The 17997-nt window shown below is 65.2% G+C and carries 18 protein-coding genes and 1 pseudogene; 1 reads left to right on the top strand and 18 read right to left on the bottom strand.

All coding sequences use genetic code 11. The features are described from left to right. Positions 1 to 2: 2 nt before the first annotated feature. The 12 genes from trbL to AC5XE7_RS15765 form a co-directional block, all read right to left on the bottom strand. Positions 3 to 1373, bottom strand: coding sequence for a P-type conjugative transfer protein TrbL (trbL, locus tag AC5XE7_RS15710; protein WP_495366738.1), 1371 nt, complete (start codon positions 1371 to 1373; stop codon positions 3 to 5). Between the two features lie 2 nt (positions 1374 to 1375). Further along, a complete protein-coding gene (gene trbK-alt / locus AC5XE7_RS15715) occupies positions 1376 to 1663 on the bottom strand; it encodes a putative entry exclusion protein TrbK-alt (RefSeq protein WP_495366739.1) in 288 nt (95 codons plus the stop codon). A 14-nt stretch (positions 1664 to 1677) separates the two neighbouring features. After that, positions 1678 to 2454, bottom strand: coding sequence for a P-type conjugative transfer protein TrbJ (gene trbJ / locus AC5XE7_RS15720; RefSeq protein WP_495366740.1), 777 nt, complete (start codon positions 2452 to 2454; stop codon positions 1678 to 1680). Next, positions 2451 to 4943 (bottom strand): conjugal transfer protein TrbE, encoded by a 2493-nt coding sequence (gene trbE / locus AC5XE7_RS15725; RefSeq protein WP_495366766.1) that lies wholly within the window; start codon positions 4941 to 4943, stop codon positions 2451 to 2453. Before trbE ends, trbJ begins: the two co-directional genes overlap by 4 nt. A gap of 12 nt (positions 4944 to 4955) precedes the next feature. Next, positions 4956 to 5237 carry a VirB3 family type IV secretion system protein gene (locus AC5XE7_RS15730; protein ID WP_495366741.1) on the bottom strand — a complete coding sequence of 94 codons (282 nt, stop codon included), beginning with the start codon at positions 5235 to 5237 and terminating at the stop codon, positions 4956 to 4958. Further along, the gene (locus AC5XE7_RS15735) at positions 5237 to 5569 is read right to left on the bottom strand and encodes a TrbC/VirB2 family type IV secretion system protein (RefSeq protein ID WP_021696279.1); all 333 of its coding nucleotides are present in this window, start codon (positions 5567 to 5569) and stop codon (positions 5237 to 5239) included. The genes AC5XE7_RS15730 and AC5XE7_RS15735 overlap by 1 nt, the downstream gene beginning before the upstream one ends. Then, positions 5566 to 6561, bottom strand: coding sequence for a P-type conjugative transfer ATPase TrbB (trbB, locus tag AC5XE7_RS15740; RefSeq protein ID WP_495366742.1), 996 nt, complete (start codon positions 6559 to 6561; stop codon positions 5566 to 5568). The genes AC5XE7_RS15735 and trbB overlap by 4 nt, the downstream gene beginning before the upstream one ends. 146 nt (positions 6562 to 6707) lie before the next feature. Next, complete coding sequence (locus AC5XE7_RS15745) at positions 6708 to 7187, bottom strand: CopG family transcriptional regulator (RefSeq protein ID WP_495366743.1); 480 nt, start codon at positions 7185 to 7187, stop codon at positions 6708 to 6710. Between the two features lie 10 nt (positions 7188 to 7197). After that, positions 7198 to 9186: a conjugal transfer protein TraG gene (locus AC5XE7_RS15750; RefSeq protein ID WP_495366744.1), complete on the bottom strand. Its 1989-nt coding sequence runs from the start codon at positions 9184 to 9186 to the stop codon at positions 7198 to 7200. 185 nt (positions 9187 to 9371) lie between these two features. Next, positions 9372 to 10313, bottom strand: coding sequence for a LysR family transcriptional regulator (locus AC5XE7_RS15755; protein WP_495366745.1), 942 nt, complete (start codon positions 10311 to 10313; stop codon positions 9372 to 9374). 28 nt (positions 10314 to 10341) lie between these two features. After that, positions 10342 to 10944 (bottom strand): NADPH-dependent FMN reductase, encoded by a 603-nt coding sequence (locus AC5XE7_RS15760; protein WP_495366746.1) that lies wholly within the window; start codon positions 10942 to 10944, stop codon positions 10342 to 10344. A 15-nt stretch (positions 10945 to 10959) separates the two neighbouring features. Next, positions 10960 to 12168, bottom strand: coding sequence for an MFS transporter (locus tag AC5XE7_RS15765; RefSeq protein WP_495366747.1), 1209 nt, complete (start codon positions 12166 to 12168; stop codon positions 10960 to 10962). Between the two features lie 114 nt (positions 12169 to 12282). Here AC5XE7_RS15765 and AC5XE7_RS15770 point away from each other — a divergent pair, with 114 nt between their 5' ends. Next, on the top strand, positions 12283 to 13194 hold the full coding sequence (locus tag AC5XE7_RS15770) for a LysR substrate-binding domain-containing protein (RefSeq protein WP_495366748.1): 912 nt from the start codon (positions 12283 to 12285) through the stop codon (positions 13192 to 13194). Between the two features lie 51 nt (positions 13195 to 13245). Here AC5XE7_RS15770 and AC5XE7_RS15775 read toward each other — a convergent pair whose 3' ends face one another. From AC5XE7_RS15775 to AC5XE7_RS15800, 6 genes and pseudogenes are all read right to left on the bottom strand, one after another. After that, the gene (locus AC5XE7_RS15775) at positions 13246 to 14478 is read right to left on the bottom strand and encodes a DUF3363 domain-containing protein (protein WP_495366767.1); all 1233 of its coding nucleotides are present in this window, start codon (positions 14476 to 14478) and stop codon (positions 13246 to 13248) included. A gap of 174 nt (positions 14479 to 14652) precedes the next feature. Continuing rightward, positions 14653 to 15300: pseudogene (locus tag AC5XE7_RS15780) on the bottom strand (relaxase/mobilization nuclease domain-containing protein); the annotation flags it as partial. Positions 15301 to 15613: 313 nt separating this feature from the next. Then, positions 15614 to 16546: a lytic transglycosylase domain-containing protein gene (locus AC5XE7_RS15785; protein WP_495366749.1), complete on the bottom strand. Its 933-nt coding sequence runs from the start codon at positions 16544 to 16546 to the stop codon at positions 15614 to 15616. Beyond that, positions 16543 to 16878 (bottom strand): DUF736 domain-containing protein, encoded by a 336-nt coding sequence (locus AC5XE7_RS15790; RefSeq protein ID WP_495366750.1) that lies wholly within the window; start codon positions 16876 to 16878, stop codon positions 16543 to 16545. The genes AC5XE7_RS15785 and AC5XE7_RS15790 overlap by 4 nt, the downstream gene beginning before the upstream one ends. Positions 16879 to 16912: 34 nt before the next feature. Further along, positions 16913 to 17458, bottom strand: a complete 546-nt coding sequence (locus tag AC5XE7_RS15795; protein WP_495366751.1) for a S26 family signal peptidase — start codon at positions 17456 to 17458, stop codon at positions 16913 to 16915. After that, complete coding sequence (locus AC5XE7_RS15800) at positions 17455 to 17973, bottom strand: DUF2840 domain-containing protein (RefSeq protein ID WP_495366752.1); 519 nt, start codon at positions 17971 to 17973, stop codon at positions 17455 to 17457. Before AC5XE7_RS15800 ends, AC5XE7_RS15795 begins: the two co-directional genes overlap by 4 nt. Positions 17974 to 17997 lie beyond the last annotated feature (24 nt).

The raw sequence follows: 17997 nt of genomic DNA on the forward strand, positions 1-17997 counted from the left end.
CTTTAAGAAAGGTTGACGGAGGAACCGGAGCCGTGGCTGTCGCCGGAGCGCACCGCATGGGCGGTCATGGTGGTGCCGTGGTTGAGGGCCTGCCGGCGCTGCATCCGCTGCGCCCAAGCCGGAGGGCTGCCGGCCGGGCTGGGTGGCGCGGCTGCGGGTTCGGCAATTGCGCCGCCGACCGTGCCCATGGTGGAGCTGCCGCCCCCCGCGCCGAATCCCGCCTTCGCGCCTTCGGAGAAGCTGGACTTGATGCTTTCGCTTGCTCGGGATGTTGCGCTGGAGGCTGCGCGTTTGAGCGGAGAGATGGCGGCCGAGCCTGCCGCTCGGGCGACGCCGCCGAGGCCGGAGGCAACGCCTGCCGCCCCGGATTGGCCGAGCGAGCCGACGCTATAGGCAGCGGTCGCCGCGCCCGCGGCCGTCGCGCCGCCCCGAACGGCCGCGGCTCCAGCGGACAGGGCAGCAGCGCCGCCCTTGGCGGCAAGCATGGCCCCGCCGCCAGCCGCCGCGCCGCCGGCAAGCACCATGCCGCCGGCAGCGAGGCCCGTGCCAACGGCCGCGCCTGCGCCGAGCTGCGGCCCGCCCGATACGATGCCGTTGGCGATGCCGGGACCGAAGATGCCGAGGCCGAGCAGCGACAGGGCTGCCAGCACAATCGCCATGGCGTCGTCCACGGTCGGGGTTGCGCCGCCGAAACCGGCCGTGAACTGACCGAACAAGGTCGAGCCGATCCCAATGATGACGGACAAGACCAAGATTTTGATCCCGGACGACACCACGTTGCCCAAGACCTTTTCGGCCATAAACGCCGATTTGCCCCAAAGCCCGAAAGGAATGAGGACGAAGCCGGCGAGCGTGGTCAGCTTGAACTCGATCAGCGTCACGAAAAGCTGGATCGCCAAAATGAAAAACGCCAGCACCACAAGCGCCCATGCGAACAGCAGGCAAGCGATCTGGATGAAATTCTCGAAAAAGCTGATCCAGCCCATCAGGTCGGAAATGGAGTCGAGCAGCGGCCGGCCGGCGTCGAGGCCAGTCTGCGCCACGCGGCCCGGCCGCATCAGATCGGTCACGGAAAAGCCGGTGCCCGACGCCATCAAGCCGAGGCCAGCGAAGCTCTCGAAGACGATGCGCGCTAGGTTGTTCCAGTTGGAAATGATGTAGGCGAAGACGCCGACGAACAGCGTCTTTTTCACCAAGCGCGCGATGATGTCGTCATCCGCGCCCCATACCCAAAAGAGCGCGGCGAGCGTCACGTCGATCACGATCAGGGTGGTGGCGATGAAGGCGACCTCGCCGCCGAGCAGGCCGAAACCGCTGTCGATGTAGGAGGTGAATACGCCTAGAAACGAGTCGATGACGCCTGTGTTGCCCATGGTCAGTGCCCTTCGCTGGATTGCGGCGCGGCGGGTGCTGGCGGGCGACCGAGGAAGCGGTCACGGGATTCTGCCCAAGCGGCGAGGCAGTCGGTGTCATTCGCCGCCGCCTCGCCGAGCCGCTGGCAACGACGCAGGGTTTCGCGCAGCGGATCGGTCGAGGGCTGGAGCGCCGATGCGGGCCTTGGCGCGGAAGGCTCGTCCTTCCGCGCCATGTCGATTGCGGTCGCCGTAACGGCGATGGCGACGAACACCACGGCCCCGAGCCGGGCCAGCATCTTGCCGTCCATGGCGAGCCTCCCGGTCAGTTGTTGCCGTTGTTGAACATCTGCGCGTTGCCCGGCTGATAGCCGCTGCCCGGCGTCAGGAAGCGGCGGCGCTGCTCGCGGCCCTGTTCGGCGGCGGCGGCGCGTTCCGCTTCGGTCAGAGCGTCGGCCCGGCCGTTCGCCGAGATGACGGCGATTAGGTCGGAAAGCTGTTGCGACTGGAGCGCGAGAAGCTGATTGCCGGCCTGCGTGGCTTGCAGCGCGCCGGTTGCGCCCTGACTCTGGCCGACCAGCGCGGCCATCTCGGCACGGTTGCTGTCGATGTTTCCGACCGCGCCCGCCTGAACGCGCATCGCGTCCTGCAAGCCGCCGACCGTATTCTCCCAGCGGCTACGTGCATCGGCGACAAGCTGGGCGTCGGTCGTCGATAGCGAGACGTTGCCATATTGGCTCTGGAACGCTTGGTCGATCTGGCCCACCTCGAACGCGATGTTCTGCGCTTGGCCGAGAAGCTGCTGCGTGCGCTGGACGTTCTGCTGGAGCTGCTGGAGCGAGGAATACGGCAGGCTCGCAAGGTTGCGGGCCTGATTGATGAGCATCTGCGCCTCGTTCTGGAGGCTGGTGATCTGGTTATTGATCTGTTCGAGCGTGCGCGCTGCCGTAAGCAAGTTCTGCGCATAGTTGCTCGGGTCATAGACGATCCGGCCGAAACCGAATTGCGCATGGGCCGGGCTGGCGAGCATGGGCGACAGCGCGACGGGCACGGCGAGCGCCAGCGCGAGGGCCGAAGCCCCTACGAACTTGGGATAGGTCATGGAAGAATCTCCTGTGCGGGGTGGGTATCGAGCCGGGCCGACGCGGCGGATTCCGGTGGGTCGGCAAGATTGGTGAGGTTGGGGATCAGCTCGGCCGCCCACTCGACGCCGCGCGCCCGTAGCCATGCGGCGAGGAAGCCGTCGCGGCCGGCCTCAGTGACGATCTGTGCAATCAGCGTCTGGTCGGATTTGGCGGATGCGGCGCAGAGCGCGAGGCCGACTTCGGACAGGCCCAGCTCGAACAGGCGATTGCCCCTGCGGCTCTGGCAGTAGTAATCCCGCTTGGGCGTGGCCCGTGCGAGGATTTCGAGCTGCCGGTCATTCAACCCGAAACGCCGGTAAATCTCGGTAATCTGCGGCTCGATGGCGCGCTCGTTCGGCAGCAGAAGCCGCGTCGGGCAGCTCTCGATGATGGCGGGCGCGATATTGCTGCCGTCAATGTCGGACAGGCTTTGCGTGGCGAAGATGACCGATGCGTTTTTCTTGCGCAGCGTTTTGAGCCATTCGCGGAGCTGGCCGGCGAAACCTTCATCGTCGAGCGCAAGCCAGCCTTCGTCGATGATGAGCAGCGTCGGGCGTCCGTCGAGCCGGTCGCCGATCCGATGGAACAGGTAGGCGAGCACGGCCGGGGCTGCGCCGGTCCCGACAAGGCCCTCGATCTCGAAGGCTTGAACGTCCGCCGAGCCGAGATGTTCGGCTTCGGCGTCGAGCAGCCGGCCATAGGCACCGCCGACGCAGAACGGCCGGAGCGCCTGTTTCAGATCGTTGGATTGCAGCAGCACCGCAAGGCCGGTGATGGTGCGTTCCTCGACCGGCGCGGAAGCGAGCGAAGTCAGCGCCGTCCAAAGATACTCCTTGACCTCGGGCGTGATGGTCAGCCCCTCGCGCATGAGGATGGCGGCAATCCAGTCCGCCGCCCATGCGCGTTCATAGGTGTCGTGGATGCGGGCGAGCGGCTGGAGCGAGACGGAAGCCTCGGCCCCTTCTGTCAGCCCGCCGCCAAGGTCGTGCCAGTCGCCGCCCATGGCGAGCGACACGGCGCGGATCGAACCGCCGAAGTCGAAGGCAAAGACTTGACTGGCCTCGTAGCGGCGGAACTGGAGCGCCATGAGGGCGAGTAGCACGCTCTTGCCCGCCCCTGTGGGGCCGACGACAAGGGTGTGGCCTACGTCGCCGACATGAAGGGATAACCGGAACGGGGTTGAGCCTTCGGTCCTAGCGTAAAGCAATGGAGCGTCGCCGAGATGCTCGTCCCGTTCCGGCCCCGCCCACACCGCCGAAAGCGGGATCATGTGGGCGAGATTCAATGTGCTGATGGGTGGCTGGCGGACATTCGCGTAGGCATGTCCGGGCAGCGAGCCGAGCCATGCGTCAACCGCGTTGACGCTCTCGGCCATGACGGTGAAGTCGCGCCCCTGAACGATCTTCTCGACCAGGCGCAGCTTCTCGTCGGCAATGCGCGGGTCGGCATCCCAAACGGTGACGGTGGCCGTGACATAGGCCATGCCCGCAACATCCGCCCCAAGCTCCTGCAAGGCCATGTCGGCGTCGAGCGCCTTGTTCGCCGCGTCGGTGTCCACAAGGGCGGACGCCTCGTTCGTCATCACCTCTTTCAGAATCGCGGCGATGGACTTGCGCTTGGCGAACCATTGGCGGCGGATGCGGGTCAGCAGCCGCGTCGCGTCGGTCTTGTCGAGCAGGATCGCCCGCGTGCTCCACCTGTAGGGGAACGGCAGGCGGTTCATTTCGTCGAGCAAGCCCGGCGTCGTCGCGGTCGGGAATCCAACGATGGTCAGGACGCGCAGATGCGCGTCGCCAAGGCGCGGCTCCAGCCCGCCGGTCAAGGGCTGGTCGGCGAGCAGCGCGTCGAGGTGCATCGGCACCTCGGGCACGCGCACGCGATGCCGGTTGGTCGAAATGGTGGAATGGAGATAGGTCAGCGTCGCGCCGTCATCCATCCAACGGCACTCGGGCATGAAGCCGTCGAGCAATGCCAGCACGCGGTCGGTGCGGTCGATGAAGCCGCGCAGCAGCTCCCACGGGTCCACGCCGGTTTTCTCGCGGCCCTCGTAGAGCCATGTTTCGGCGCGGGCGGCTTCCTCGGCCGGGGGCAGCCAGAGGAAGGTCAGGAAGTAGCCTGACACGAAATGCGTGCCGGCTTCCTCGAACCCGGCTTTGCGCTCGGCATCGACCAGCGCCGATGCGGGATCGGGAAAGGTGCTGTCGGGATAGGTCGCGGCTTCGCTTCGCTGCGCCTCGACAAAGATGCTCCAGCCGGAGCCGAGGCGGCGCACCGCGTTGTTGATCCGGCCTGCGACGGCGACCAGCTCGGCGGCGACAGCGGAATCCAGATCGGGACCGCGAAACTTCGCCGTCCTCTGAAAGCTGCCGTCCTTGTTCAAGACGACGCCGGAGCCGACCAATGCGGCCCATGGCAGATAGTCGGCGAGACGGGCGGCGGTGCGGCGGTATTCTGCAAGGTTCATCATCATGCGCCTCCTTCAGACCGAAAGGTGGCCGGGGATGCGGAGATGCCGCCGTCCGACCTCGACAAAGAGCGGGTCGCGCTTCGCCGCCCACACGGCCGCGAAATGGCCGATGGCCCAGATGGCGAGGCCGACCAGCCAGAGGCGCAGGCCGAGGCCCACGGCCCCGGCGAGCGTCCCGTTCATGATGGCAATGGAGCGCGGTGCGCCGCCGAGCAAAATATGCTCGGTCAACGCCCGGTGGACGGGGATCGAGAATCCCGGCACCGCGCCGAGCTGTTCGAGTCCGCCCGCCATCAAACGAGCGCCCCGCCGCCGAAGGAGAAGAACGACAGGAAGAAGCTTGATGCGGCGAACGCGATAGACAGGCCGAAAACGATCTGGATCAGGCGACGGAAGCCGCCGCTGGTATCGCCGAACGCGAGGGTCAGGCCCGTCACGATGATGATGATGACGGCGATGATCTTGGCGACCGGCCCCTCGATGGACTGGAGGATTTGCTGCAAGGGCTGTTCCCATGGCATCGACGAACCGGACGCATGGGCGGCCGGGGCGAGCATGAGGCTGATGGCAAGGGTGGATGCGGCGGTCGCGGCGAAGCGATAGCCGCGCGTGAGCGTGCGGATCATGAAGATTCTCCTGTGCTGGTGGGGATTGCCGAAGGGATGGGATGCCTGATGCGGTAGTCGCCGTCCGGCCCCAGCCCCTCGACGGGGGCAAGCTCGGCCAGCCGGCGCGCGGAACCGCGCCCGGAAAGGACGGCAACAAGGTCGATAGTCTCGGCGATGAGAGCGCGCGGGACGGTGACGACAGCCTCTTGAATGAGCTGTTCAAGGCGACGGAGCGCGCCGATGCCGGTGCCGGCATGGATGGTGCCGATCCCGCCCGGATGGCCGGTGCCCCACGCTTTCAGAAGGTCGAGGGCTTCGGCACCGCGCACCTCGCCGATGGGAATACGGTCGGGGCGCAGGCGCAGCGAGGAACGGACCAGATCGGAAAGCGTCGCCACGCCGTCTTTCGTCCGCATGGCGACAAGGTTCGGCGCGGCGCATTGCAGCTCGCGCGTGTCCTCGATGATGACGACGCGATCCTGCGTCTTCGCCACCTCGGCGAGCAGCGCGTTGGTCAGCGTGGTCTTGCCGGTGCTGGTGCCGCCTGCCACCAAGATATTGGCGCGGGCTGCGACGGCTTCGCGCAACGTTTCCGCCTGCTCGGCGGACATGATGCCCGCCGCCACATAGTCGTCGAGCGTGAACACCGCGACGGCGGGTTTGCGGATGGCGAAGGCCGGCGCGGCGACCACGGGCGGCAGAAGCCCCTCGAACCTCTCGCCACTTTCCGGCAGTTCGGCCGAGACGCGCGGGCTGCGGGCATGAACCTCCGCGCCGACATGATGGGCGACCAGCCGCACGATACGTTCGCCATCGGCGGCAGACAGCCGTTCGCCCGTGTCGGAAAGCCCTTCGGACAGGCGGTCCACCCAAAGGCGGCCGTCCGGGTTCAACATCACCTCGACCACGGCCGGGTCTTCGAGCAGCCGGGCGATTGCGGGGCCGAGCGCGGTGCGCAACATGCGCGCGCCGCGCTGGATCGCTTCCTGTCTGTGGTGGTTGGTGGTCATGTCGGCCCCGGCTTTCTGGCGGGGCGCAACAGGCGGTCCCCGGACGGGGTCGATTAAGAAAGCCCGGAATTGGGTCGGTTCAACAAGTATCTAAGCGGCGGCGGCAATCGGCGGCGAACGGCGGTAAATAGGATGGGTCCGAATACTTACTCTTGATCGCCGTTGCTCTCGGACTCGTCCGGCAACGGATCGTCGGGAAGTGAGTCGAGGTCACGCGACAGCTCTTTGAGGAACCTGTCGCCGGTTGCCAGACGCCGGCCGAGATTCTGCATGAAGCCCTCGAACCGCTCCGCGCCTTTGGCGCGGGCAGCGGATTGTGCGGCTCCCGTGAGCGGCGGGGTGATGGTCATCCAGAAATGGATGAACTGCGCGACCGTCTCGCCGAGGACGGAGAGATCTAGGTCGAGCGTGTCGATCTGGCGGCCGAGCTTGTCCAGGCGGCGCGACATGGCGGCTTCGAGCTGGTCGTCGGCATCGCCGGACAGGTAGGACATGACGGCCGCCTCCACGATGGCGGATTTCGAGACATTGCGGCGCAGCGCCACCGAACGGCGCAGCGCTATCGCCTCGATCTGCGGAATGAGCGCGGGGTCGAAATAGATATTCAGGCGGGTGCGTGTGGTCATGGGCGTGTCCTCAAAGGTCGATTCCATCATCGGGGTTCATCGCCACCTGCCGCGCCACCATCCTCATGCGCTGGCGCATGGCACGGGCCTTGGCCGCGTCAACGTCCGGCTCGTCGTCCAGAAACTCGAACTCCTGTTCGGGCGCTGGCGGCGGGGCGACGATTTCCTCATGCTCGGGCAATTCCGGCTCGCGGCGGATGCCAGCATTGGCCGGATCGCCCTCGGTCCCGTCTGCGGCATCGGTCGCGGAACGGCTTTCCGCCGCGACCACGCGGCCGGACCAATCATCTGCGGATGGGCTGGGCGCCAGCGGAGCGGCGACCAGATCGGGCGGGGTCAGGATGCGTTCCTGAAATCGCACATCCTCGAAATAGCGGGCCTTGGTCGCGCGGATCGGCGGCGTGCCCGCGACCATCACGATTTCGTCGGTGGGCGGAAGCTGCATGATCTCGCCCGGCGTGAGCAGCGGCCGGGCCGTCTCCTGCCGCGACACCATTAAATGCCCGAGCCACGGGGCCAGTCTGTGCCCGGCATAGTTGGTGGAATCGCGCAGCTCGGTCGCGGTGCCGAGCGCGTCGCTCACTCTCTTGGCGGTCCTTTCGTCGTTGGTGGCGAAGTTGACGCGGACGTGGCAGTTGTCGAGGATCGCATTGTTCGGCCCATAGGCGCGCTCGATCTGGTTGAGGCTCTGCGCGATCAGGAAGCCTTTGATGCCGTAGCCCGCCATGAAGGCGAGCGCCGATTCAAAGAAGTCGAGCCGGCCGAGCGCCGGAAACTCGTCCAGCATCAATAGCAGCCGATGGCGCTTGCCGGAGGTGGTCAGTTCCTCGGTCAACCGCCTCCCGATCTGGTTGAGGATCAGGCGAATGAGGGGCTTGGTGCGGTTTATGTCGGACGGCGGCACGACCAGATAGAGCGTGACGGGCTGGCGGCTACCGACCAGATCGGCAATGCGCCAGTCGCATCGTGCCGTCACCCGCGCCACCACGGGATCGCGGTAGAGGCCCAAGAACGACATGGCTGTGGACAGCACGCCGCTGCGCTCGTTCTCGCTTTTGTTCAGCAGCTCGCGGGCCGACGACGCGATGACGGGATGAACGCCAGCCTCGCCTAGATGCGGCGTGTCCATCATGGCGCGCAAGGTCGCCTCGACCGGGCGGCGCGGATCGGACAGGAAGTTGGCGACGCCCGCCAGAGTCTTGTCCTTCTCCGCATAGAGAACATGCAGGATCGCGCCGACCAGCAGGCTATGGCTGGTCTTTTCCCAATGGTTGCGCTTGTCGAGGCTGCCTTCGGGATCGACAAGAATATCCGCGATATTCTGAACGTCCCTGACCTCCCATTCGCCTTGCCTGACCTCCAGCAGCGGGTTGTAGGCGGACGATCCGGCATTGGTCGGATCGAATAGCAGGACGCGGCCATGCTTCGCGCGAAAGCCCGCTGTCAGCGTCCAGTTCTCGCCTTTTATGTCGTGGACGATGGCGGATGCCGGCCATGTCAGCAGCGTCGGTACCACCAATCCGACGCCTTTGCCGCTCCGGGTCGGCGCGAAGCATAGGACATGCTCGGGACCGTCATGGCGCAGATAGTCTTGGGTATGACGGCCAAGCACCACGCCATCGGGGCCGAGCAACCCCGCCGCGCGGATTTCCCGATCCTCGGCCCATCGCGCCGATCCATATGTGGCGACGTTGCGTGCTTCCCGCGCCCGGATGATCGACATGAAGATTGCGGCGGCGATGGCGAGGAAGCCGCCCGATACCGCGATGATGCCGCCCTCGACGAAGATCGCGGGCGCATAGGCGTCGAACGAAAACCACCACCAGAAAAACGCGGGCGGGTAATAGACCGGCAGGTCCGCCAGCTCGAACCATGGACTGCCAAGCTGAGGCTGGAAGCCGAGGCGGAAGGCAACCCATTGCGTCGCCGCCCACGTCATCACCAGAACGATGATGAAGACGACAGCGATTTGCCCCCAAAGGATTCGGCCTCCGCGCAATACAGGCTCCAGTCGACAAAAGAGACGGAGCCGATCAGAGAATAGGCAAAATCGGGACAGGCAACAGGAAAGGGGATGCGGGAGGGCTGCCGGATACTATCGGCGGCAAATAGGACGGGTTGCCTCGGGGCCGTGGCCGATGCTGGTGACTAAGCTGGCTGGCGGAAACGAATCGCGGCTGAAAGTCAGTCGGTGCGGACGATCCGGCCGATGTCGCTGGCGAGGGTGAGCAGGTTGCGCAGCGCGGCGCTGCGGTTGGATGGCGACCAGACAGCCGAAAACGTGATCGGCTCTGGCTCGTCCGCGAACGGCAGAAGGGCGACGCCGGACGTTGGTAGCAGCGCCGTGGCCGCTCCGACGATGGTGACGCCGAAGCCTTGTCCGACCATGGACAGCAGCGTGGCGCGCTCCACGTCGAAGCGCAGGATCGACGGCGCAGGCCAGCGCCCGGCATGGCGCAGCACGATATGGCTATGAACCTGTGGGCCGGTGCCGCCATGCCGGACAAGGAAAGTCTCGCCTGCCAGATCGGCCCATGTGACGGCCGACCGCTCGGCGAGCAAATGTCGGTCCGGTAAAACCGCCAAGAGCGGTTCGGTCCATATGCGCCGGGAATGGCAGTCGGACAGTTCGGGCGTGCCGGCGACGAATACCACGTCCAGCCGGTCGGCGCGGAGCTGCATCACCGCTTCGCGGGCTGTGCCTTCCGTGATTTCGACCTCGATGCCGGGATGGTCTTCTCGATACTGCGCGATCAGTTCGGCGAGGAAGCTACCGGGGATTAGGGCATGGATGCCTATACGCAGGCGACCACATTCCCCCGCCGCTGCCATGCCTGCGGTCTTCACCGCATGGTCGAGCTGATCGACGCCGGCAGCGACGCGCTCGACGAAATGCCGGCCGGCTTCCGTCAGCCGGACGCCGCGCGCGTGGCGCTCGCATAGGAGGACGCCAAGGTCTTGCTCCAGCGCCTTCACGCGCGCGCTGACGCTGGATTGCGCCACGCCGAGCGCATTGGCGGCGTGGCGGAAGTTGAGATATTCAGCGACGGCGAGCGTTTGGATCAGCGACGCGAGGGGGATGCGCGAACCGAGTGAGGTCGGCACCCCCCATGGACGATCAATCATTGGTGCTGATCGCCGCCGCCGCATTTTGCTATCCGGCGTCTGGAACGGGCGTTGCGTCGTCATTGCGCGCATCGCGCAGAGCGCGTGCCCACCAGCTTAAATCTCGAAGCATCGACTCGGCGCTGGTATTCAGGAAATCGAAGTCCTCGATCTGCCGCTCGCCGCTCAAGACCGCGAGATATTGTTCCATGGCGATGTGAACCGCGTTGCGTAGCGGGGCGAGCTGGAGTTCGATGCAAATGAGGCGGAGTTGTTCGATTGCACGGGCGGCACCAACGCCGCCATAGCCGAGGAACGCGGCGGGTTTCCGATTAAATTCCTGATAGGCGTAATCCAGAGCGTTTTTCAGCACGGCCGGAATACTGCGGTTGTATTCGGCGGTGACGAAGATCAACCCGTCCATCTCGGCAATGCGCGCAGCCCAACGCCGTGCCGCCTCGCATCGTGGCGGTGCATATGCAGGCGCGGTTTGCTCGTCGAAGAAAGGCATAGGGAACGCGCGCAGGTCGAGCAGTTCCGCACTTAACTCGGGGTGGCTTTCGATCTGTTTCAGCAGCCATTGGGTGGGCTTGTCGGCAAAGCGGTTTTCACGGGTAGTGCTAATCACGATGCCGATGCGAGTTTGCGACATGAAAGGTTCCTTCTGTTAGGCAGAGTTTTGGCCGCGCTTCGCCCGCAACTGGCCAAGGAGCAGGGCAAGCGCGACAGCAATTGCTGCGATGGACGTGCCCAAGAAGACAGTGCCGGCTATGCTGGCGGCGATGCTCGCGCTGACTGGAGCCACAAACTGGCCGATGAACAGGGCGCTCGCCACGCCACCGGAGAATCGCCCGTGTTTGCTGACAGGGGTGCTTGCGAGGACCAACCCGTTCACGGTTGGCAACAGCAAACCCGTGGACGCGCCGGCAACCGCCATCCCGGCCAGAATGGCCTCGTAATTGCCGCCCACGGCAAGGAACTGACCTATCCCGATCAGGATGAACGCGATGGCGATGATCGACAGCGGCGTCATGCGTTGACGAATCCGGCTGTAGAGAGTTGCGGAAATACCGCCGCAAAGCGTGCAGAGCGATAGCGCGTAGCCAGTCAGCGCCGGATCGTCGAATCCGTGATGCGCCAGATGAAAAGGCAGTTGCACCGGAATGACATAGAACAGGATCATCCCAACAAAGGCGGCGGCATATGCCAGCGTCACCTGCGCCCACTCGACACCCTCCGTTTCCGCTTTCTTGTCAGCGACAGGTTGCTTGTGGACTGCACGGGGGAGGAACAGCAGAAAGAGAGGCAATAGCAACAAGGCGAGCAGATAGGTGGCGAATGGCAGTCGCCAGCTCGTTGCCGCAACCAATCCTCCGAGCATCAGGAAGATCATCCCGCCGAACGAGGAAGCCGCTCCCTGCAATCCGACGACATGATGACGTTTATCGCCTTGATAGAGGCCACCTACCAGCGCCAGCGCGCCCGTGCTGATGCCTGCAATCGCCAATCCAAGCACGGCACGGCTGGCGAGAAGCAGCGGAAGATTCCAAGCGTAAAGCCCGGCCGAACCGGCAAGGGCGAAAAGCACGGCGCAAAACACAAGAACCGCACGCGCGCCTATCCGGTCAACAAGCGCACCGACCGGAGCGGCGGTGACAGCGATCACCAAGGCCGGCAGCGTCAACGCTATCTGCGCTAGGAACTGCGCATTGGGCGTATCCGCGAACGCCTCGGCTATCCCCGGTAGGGATGGAGTGATGGCGGTCGCCGCCATGGCTGTGAGGCAGCTTGCGCCCAGCAGGGCCACGAGCGTTCCCGTGCCCTGTGGAGCGGATGTTTTGCCGCTTCTATCGGCAGAATAGTCTTCTGACGCCATGCAACCTTATCCAACATGCGACTGGTCATTCATGGAAATTAGTATAAAATAGGAAACAGTGGCCTTGTAGGTGGCAAAACGTGGACTAACTGTCCCCATATGTGGACAACGAAAATGAAGCTCAACGACCTCTATTTCTTCGTCCAAGTGGTGGATCACGGAGGTTTCGCGTCTGCGTCACGCATGCTCGGCATCCCAAAATCGAGTATCAGCAAGCGGGTTGCGGCGCTCGAAGAAGACCTTGGCGTTCGGCTCATCCACCGCACGACCCGCCAGTTCGCAGTTACCGATACGGGCGAGGATTTCTATCAGCACGCCAAGGCGGCGCTGATCGAAGCGGATGCGGCCGAGGAAGCGGTCAAGCGCCGGTTGGGTGAACCTCGCGGCCTTGTTCGGATCACTGCTTCGGCGTCCACGGTGCAGATGGCTCTTGCCGATCTGGTGACGGAGTTATCGAGCGTTCATCCGAAAATTCAGATCGGCCTTACCACGACCAATCGCTATGTCGATCTGGTGCATGAAAACATAGATGTGGCGATCCGCGCGCATCGTGAGCCTTTGGCCGATTCCGAGTATGTGCAACGCCGCCTTGGCTTTGCGCCCAACTATCTCGTCGCTTCACCTTCCTATCTCGCCGAGCATGGTGCGCCGACAGAGCCAAAGCAGCTAACAGGCCATTTCGGGATTTTTGTCGAAAGCTCTCGCAACAATCTTCAATGGCAACTGGAAAATGCAGAGGGTGCGCTATTCGATGCTATACCTGTTCCGAGACTCTTCTCGGATGATCCCCATACGACACTGAAAGCAACGCTCGCCGGTGTCGCCATCGCCAATCTTCCGCATGGCCTTAGTTGGCCGCATATCGAGACAGGCCAGCTTGTTCGTCTCATGCCTGATTGGACGGCCGGCGGTTCGATGACAACCATCCTCGTCCCGCATCGGCGCGGGCAACTGCCATCCGTTCGGGCGGTAGTTGAGTTCATCGCCGAACGTATGCCGGCGATGATGCGGTTTGCGTCTGCCTGACCGCTTAGTCCGTAACGGGTCCGCTTCGTTAGCAACGGGACATAGCTGCATCTATAGCCCCAACCCTCTCTGCCTTCCCAACTGCCACGACACTGATCCGCCCTGCACGACGCCCATGACTTCGCGGCCGAGTTGCCGGTCGATGACCGGCCGCCACGGGACAAGGGTGAACTCATGCGATTTCTCGACCACGGCGAACTTGCCGCTCGATAGCTGCACGGTGCCGGTGAACTTGCCGCTGACGTTCTCGCCGTCCGTGGCGGCGCGGAACGGCAGCCCCTTGCTCTCGGCCATCTCTGCACCGACGCGGGCAACCTCCCGCTCGCGCAAGGTGGCGAGAAGGCTGCGCCGATAGAAGATGCGGCCGTTCCGCGCTCGGGTGGCGTCGCCTTGGTCGATATGATGCTCGCGGCGCTGGTCCATCGCCTCGCGCACCTGCTGGCCGAAACCGACCGACGCAAGGTCGGCCGTTTCGCCATGGACCAATCGCCGGTCCAGCCATGTCGCGCCGTCCGATCCGATCTGTTTTTCCAGACCGACCGGGGACAGGACGCGCACGCTGGCCTGCCGGTCGCGGCCGGCGTCATAGACAGCGGCGCGGCCGACCAGATCATCGGGGATGCTCCATTGGTCTGCGTCGATGCGTTCGACGACCCCGGCGCGGCGCAGCGCCTCCAGTCGGCGGACATGGGCATCGACATAGCCCTCATAGTCGCCGCCCGGAACGCGGCCCTCGAATTTCGCCTGCTCCAGATGGCGGCTCGGCCGATAGATACCGCCCTCGGCGATGGCCGTGATGGTGCGGTCGGACGGCCGGGTTGCCACCTCGGCCGGGCCGATCTCGATGATGCTGCCGATGCGGGCATCCTCCAGCCGCTCGGGCGCGATGCCGGCGATGTGGTGCGTCCAGCCGTCGATGCCGTCCACCACAATGGTCAGGTTCTCGCCTAGCTCGTCGGACAGATGTTTATCCACGACGCGACCAAAGATCGGCGTTTCGGGCACTCCGTCATGGATTTGGAAACTCATGGGATCGCGTTCGCCTCCCTGCGGGCCGAGCGCCTTTTGCATGGTGCGGATAATGTCGCCGCGCTCGCCCAACTCGCGCAGGGCCGGCTCCATGTCCTTGCTCAATTCCCAGACGGCAGGCGCGTGTTCGGTCGCCAGCCCCATCTTCTCCAGCTTGCCGAGACGGCGCAGGCGCAGCGTCCGCTCGAACTGCCGTTTCGGCTCTGCCGGTTCATGGCGCAGGTCGAGGAAACGGGCATCGGCTTCCTCGACCATCGCGCGGTCGATCCGGGTGAAACGGTCTTGGTCGATTTCGGCCGACAGCTTACGGGTCTGCTCGATCTCGGTGACGGGGCCGAGTTCCAGACTGGCAAGCTCGCCGGCGCGCTCGCGCAGGCCGGCCGAAAGATAGTCGCCGTTGATGACTAGATCCCCGCCGGCATCGTCGCGGCCGTTGACGACGATATGCACATGGGGGTGGCCGGTGTTGTAGTGATTGACGGCAACCCAATCGAGTTTCGTGCCGAGGTCGGCTTCCACCTGTTGCATGAAATCGCGGGTGTAGGCCGTGAGGTCCGACAGCTCCGCGCCGTCCTCGGGCGAGACGATGAACCTGAATTGATGGCGGTCGTCCTTGCCGCGATCAAGGAAGGCGTCGCCGTCGGTGCGGTCCTCGGTTGCCGAATAGAGCCGGCCGCGCTCGCCGTCGCGTGACGTGCCGTCGCGCTGGACATAGCGCAGATGCGCGCGGGCGCGTCCGCCCTTCCACGCGGCCCGGACGCTGCGCTGCTTGACGATCACGCGGCGGCTGCCGGGCTGGCGATGATGCCATTGGCCGGAGATGTTCCGGGCGCGCACGAAGCTCGCGCCCCGGCCGCGCTTCACGCCCTTGCCGCTGGCGACCACGGCGCGGGACCGCCCCGGCGATGACGGGCGAGCGGATGACGGCATGGAAGGATCGCGGGAGGCTGCCGCCTGCTGCTGCCGGGTGATCTTCTTGACCTGCGTGAAAAAGCTCTTGGTCTTGCCGGCCTTCGGCGTGTCGGATCGGATGCGGCCGGGCTTCGGGCGGAAGCGGTTTTCGTCGTCGGCGCTCATGGGCGCGGCTCCTGACGAAATCGCCGAAAAACGGCCGATATGGGCCTATGGTGCCGCTCGAAACCCTGCAAAGCCAAGGCTTTGCGCGAAATCGCGGCACGCGGCCCCTCAAAACCATGGTGCCGGAACCGGCCACCTAACCAGTGTGCAGACAACAATAATTTCCAGAAGCGGCCCGATATGGTGCCGTCTTCTTTAATCTTGCCCTCCGCCCTTTCTGCCTTTTCTGCCCCTCCTGCCGGGAATCCAGCCGGGCAAAGACCTGCCTGACTGGACACCGGAATGAGCGCCGCCGAGCGCGGGAACGCCGTCCTCATGGCGTTCCCGAACTGCTCGCGTCGGCAACGAAAATGCTGTCGCCTCGTGATTCCGCATCGACGGGATCGCGCGCCGGAACGGTCGCGCGGCCGTCGCCGGATCGTGCGTCGGACGGCGGCGCGGCGACAGCCCGCGCGTCGCCCGGACGCATGACGAACAGCGGTGCCTCGCGCCAATCTGGCGGCGGTGGCGGTGCCGATGACGGCGGTTCGGCTGCAGCCGCGCCGCCGAGGATCGGCGCGAGCGCGGCAACATAGGCCCGCGTTTCGGCCGGCAGGGTGCGGCCGGTCGCAAGGTATTCGTCATAGCGGCCGGGGCCGGCATTGTAGGCCGCGAGCATCGCCGCGACATTGCCGTAGCGGTCGAACATTTCGCGCAGGTAGGCCGTGCCTGCGAGTATGTTATCGCGTGGGTCGTAGGGATCGCGGCCGAGGCCGTAGCGGACGCGCAGGCCCGCCCATGTGTCGAGCATGACCTGCATCAATCCCATCGCGCCGGCCGACGAAACCGCGCGCACATCGCCCGCGCTCTCGGCACGTAGCACCGCGACGATCCAATGCTCCGGTATGCCAAAACGCTGCGACGCCTCGGCGATATGGGCTGCATAGGGATGGGCGGCGGCCGGACGCTCCACGGGCGCGGATTGCGCGACCGCGACGCCCGATCCGACGCAGACGGAAAGCGCGCCGGCCAGTATCAGGACGGCATAATGCCATGCAGTCCTGTCTCCGCTTCGACACCAGCCTGCCAGCGTGCTCGCTGCGGTCAAGGGCAAGGCGCAAGCGCCGGCCGATGGCCGCCCCTGACCCTCGCTGCGCGCGCCGGCCGTCCGGTGGACGAGCGGGACGAAGGGATGAGACGGCTTTTCCGCGAACAAAGGGATGACGATCTTGGACCGAATGGCGGGCCGGACGCGCGCGGCCGTCATTCCTCGTCCTCGACTTTCCGGGGGTGCTTCCAACGCAGCGTCCAGACAGAAGGATCGTCGTTGGACTGGAACAGTTTGGCGCGGATCGGGAACGGGAAGATCGGTCCCTCCAGTCTCATCGACACGAAGTCGCCGGCATTTTCGCTGGCGTCCTTCCATGCCGGGCCGGCGTCCGGGCCGTCCTCGCTATCGAGATGCACCCGGTAGTCGGGCGCGTTCTTCACGTCGCTCGGCTTGGCCGGGACGATGAACAGCTTTTCGTGGAGGCCGAACGAATGAAGCTCCCCCGCATAGCCGGTTTCGGTGCGGGCGAAGGTGCCTATCTCTGCCATGGGAATCTCCTGCGGTTGGTTTCGGGGAATGGTTTCAGTGCGTCGGCGCGCGCCACTCGTAGCGGCCGACGCCTTCCTCATCGGTCCAGAGCGGGACCGCCCGGCCGATGACGGAAGCTGCGGGGGTGAGTCCGAAGTAACGGCCGTCGAGGCTGTCGCGGACTTCCCAATTCATGAGGAAAAGCTGGCCGTCGCCGATGACACGGCAGCCCTGCCAGATGGGCAGATCGCGGCCGAGGCTGTCGCGCTCCAGCACCTCGCCCATCTCGATCCCGTTCACCGTGATCGTGCGGCCGGCGCGGCAAACCCGCTGTCCGGGCAGGCCCAAGACGCGCTTCAACAACGGGACGCCTCGCGCGATATAACCGCGCTCGACCATGAAGGCGGCGAGCGGTTCGGGCGGCATGATGGCGACCAGCTCGGGCACGTCGATCCGGTCGGCCGGCTCAACGGTGTAGAACCCGACTGGCGCGCTGGCCGTGGCGTTCCAGATGAGCCTCAAAGGCCAATCGACGGCGCTGGTGGCGGCGATGCCGATGACGGCGAGCACCGTCACCGTGAGGGTGCGGCGGCGCGTCATGGCTCGATCCTTCGGCGGTGAAGCCATGCGGCATGTCGCTCGGGCGTGTAGGCGTGCGGCTCCAGATTGGCCGTCAAACGATTGTGGACATGCCGCCAGTGCTCCGGTGCGGCGTCGGCCGGATCGAGGCCGAGCGATTCCACGGCGTCGATAGCGGCAAGCGCCCGCTGCACCTTCGGCCAGCTATCGAGGCGCAACAGGATTTCGCCGCCGGGTCGGACGAAGGGCAATGTCTGGAACGGCTCGCCTCGGCCGATGGCCCGCACAATGTCGATGCGGGAAACGACAGTGCCATGGTCGCCGCTCGCCCATCGGACGAAGGCGAAGACGCTGCCGGGCGCGAAGCCGACGACGCTGCGGCGGCGGTCGATGATCTGTTCGTAGCTCTTGCGGCCGAAGCGTATCCAGTGCTCGACCTTGCGTTTCTCGAAGGTCAGCTCGACCAATGTGGTGAAGGGCGCAGGCCCGTCCGGCAGCGGACGGCCGTGCGCGCTCCGGTGGGCGCGACGGGTCATTGTGCGTCTCCGGCGATGTGCTGG

The sequence above is a fragment of the Aquamicrobium sp. YD-1-mutant5 genome, from assembly GCF_059509755.1.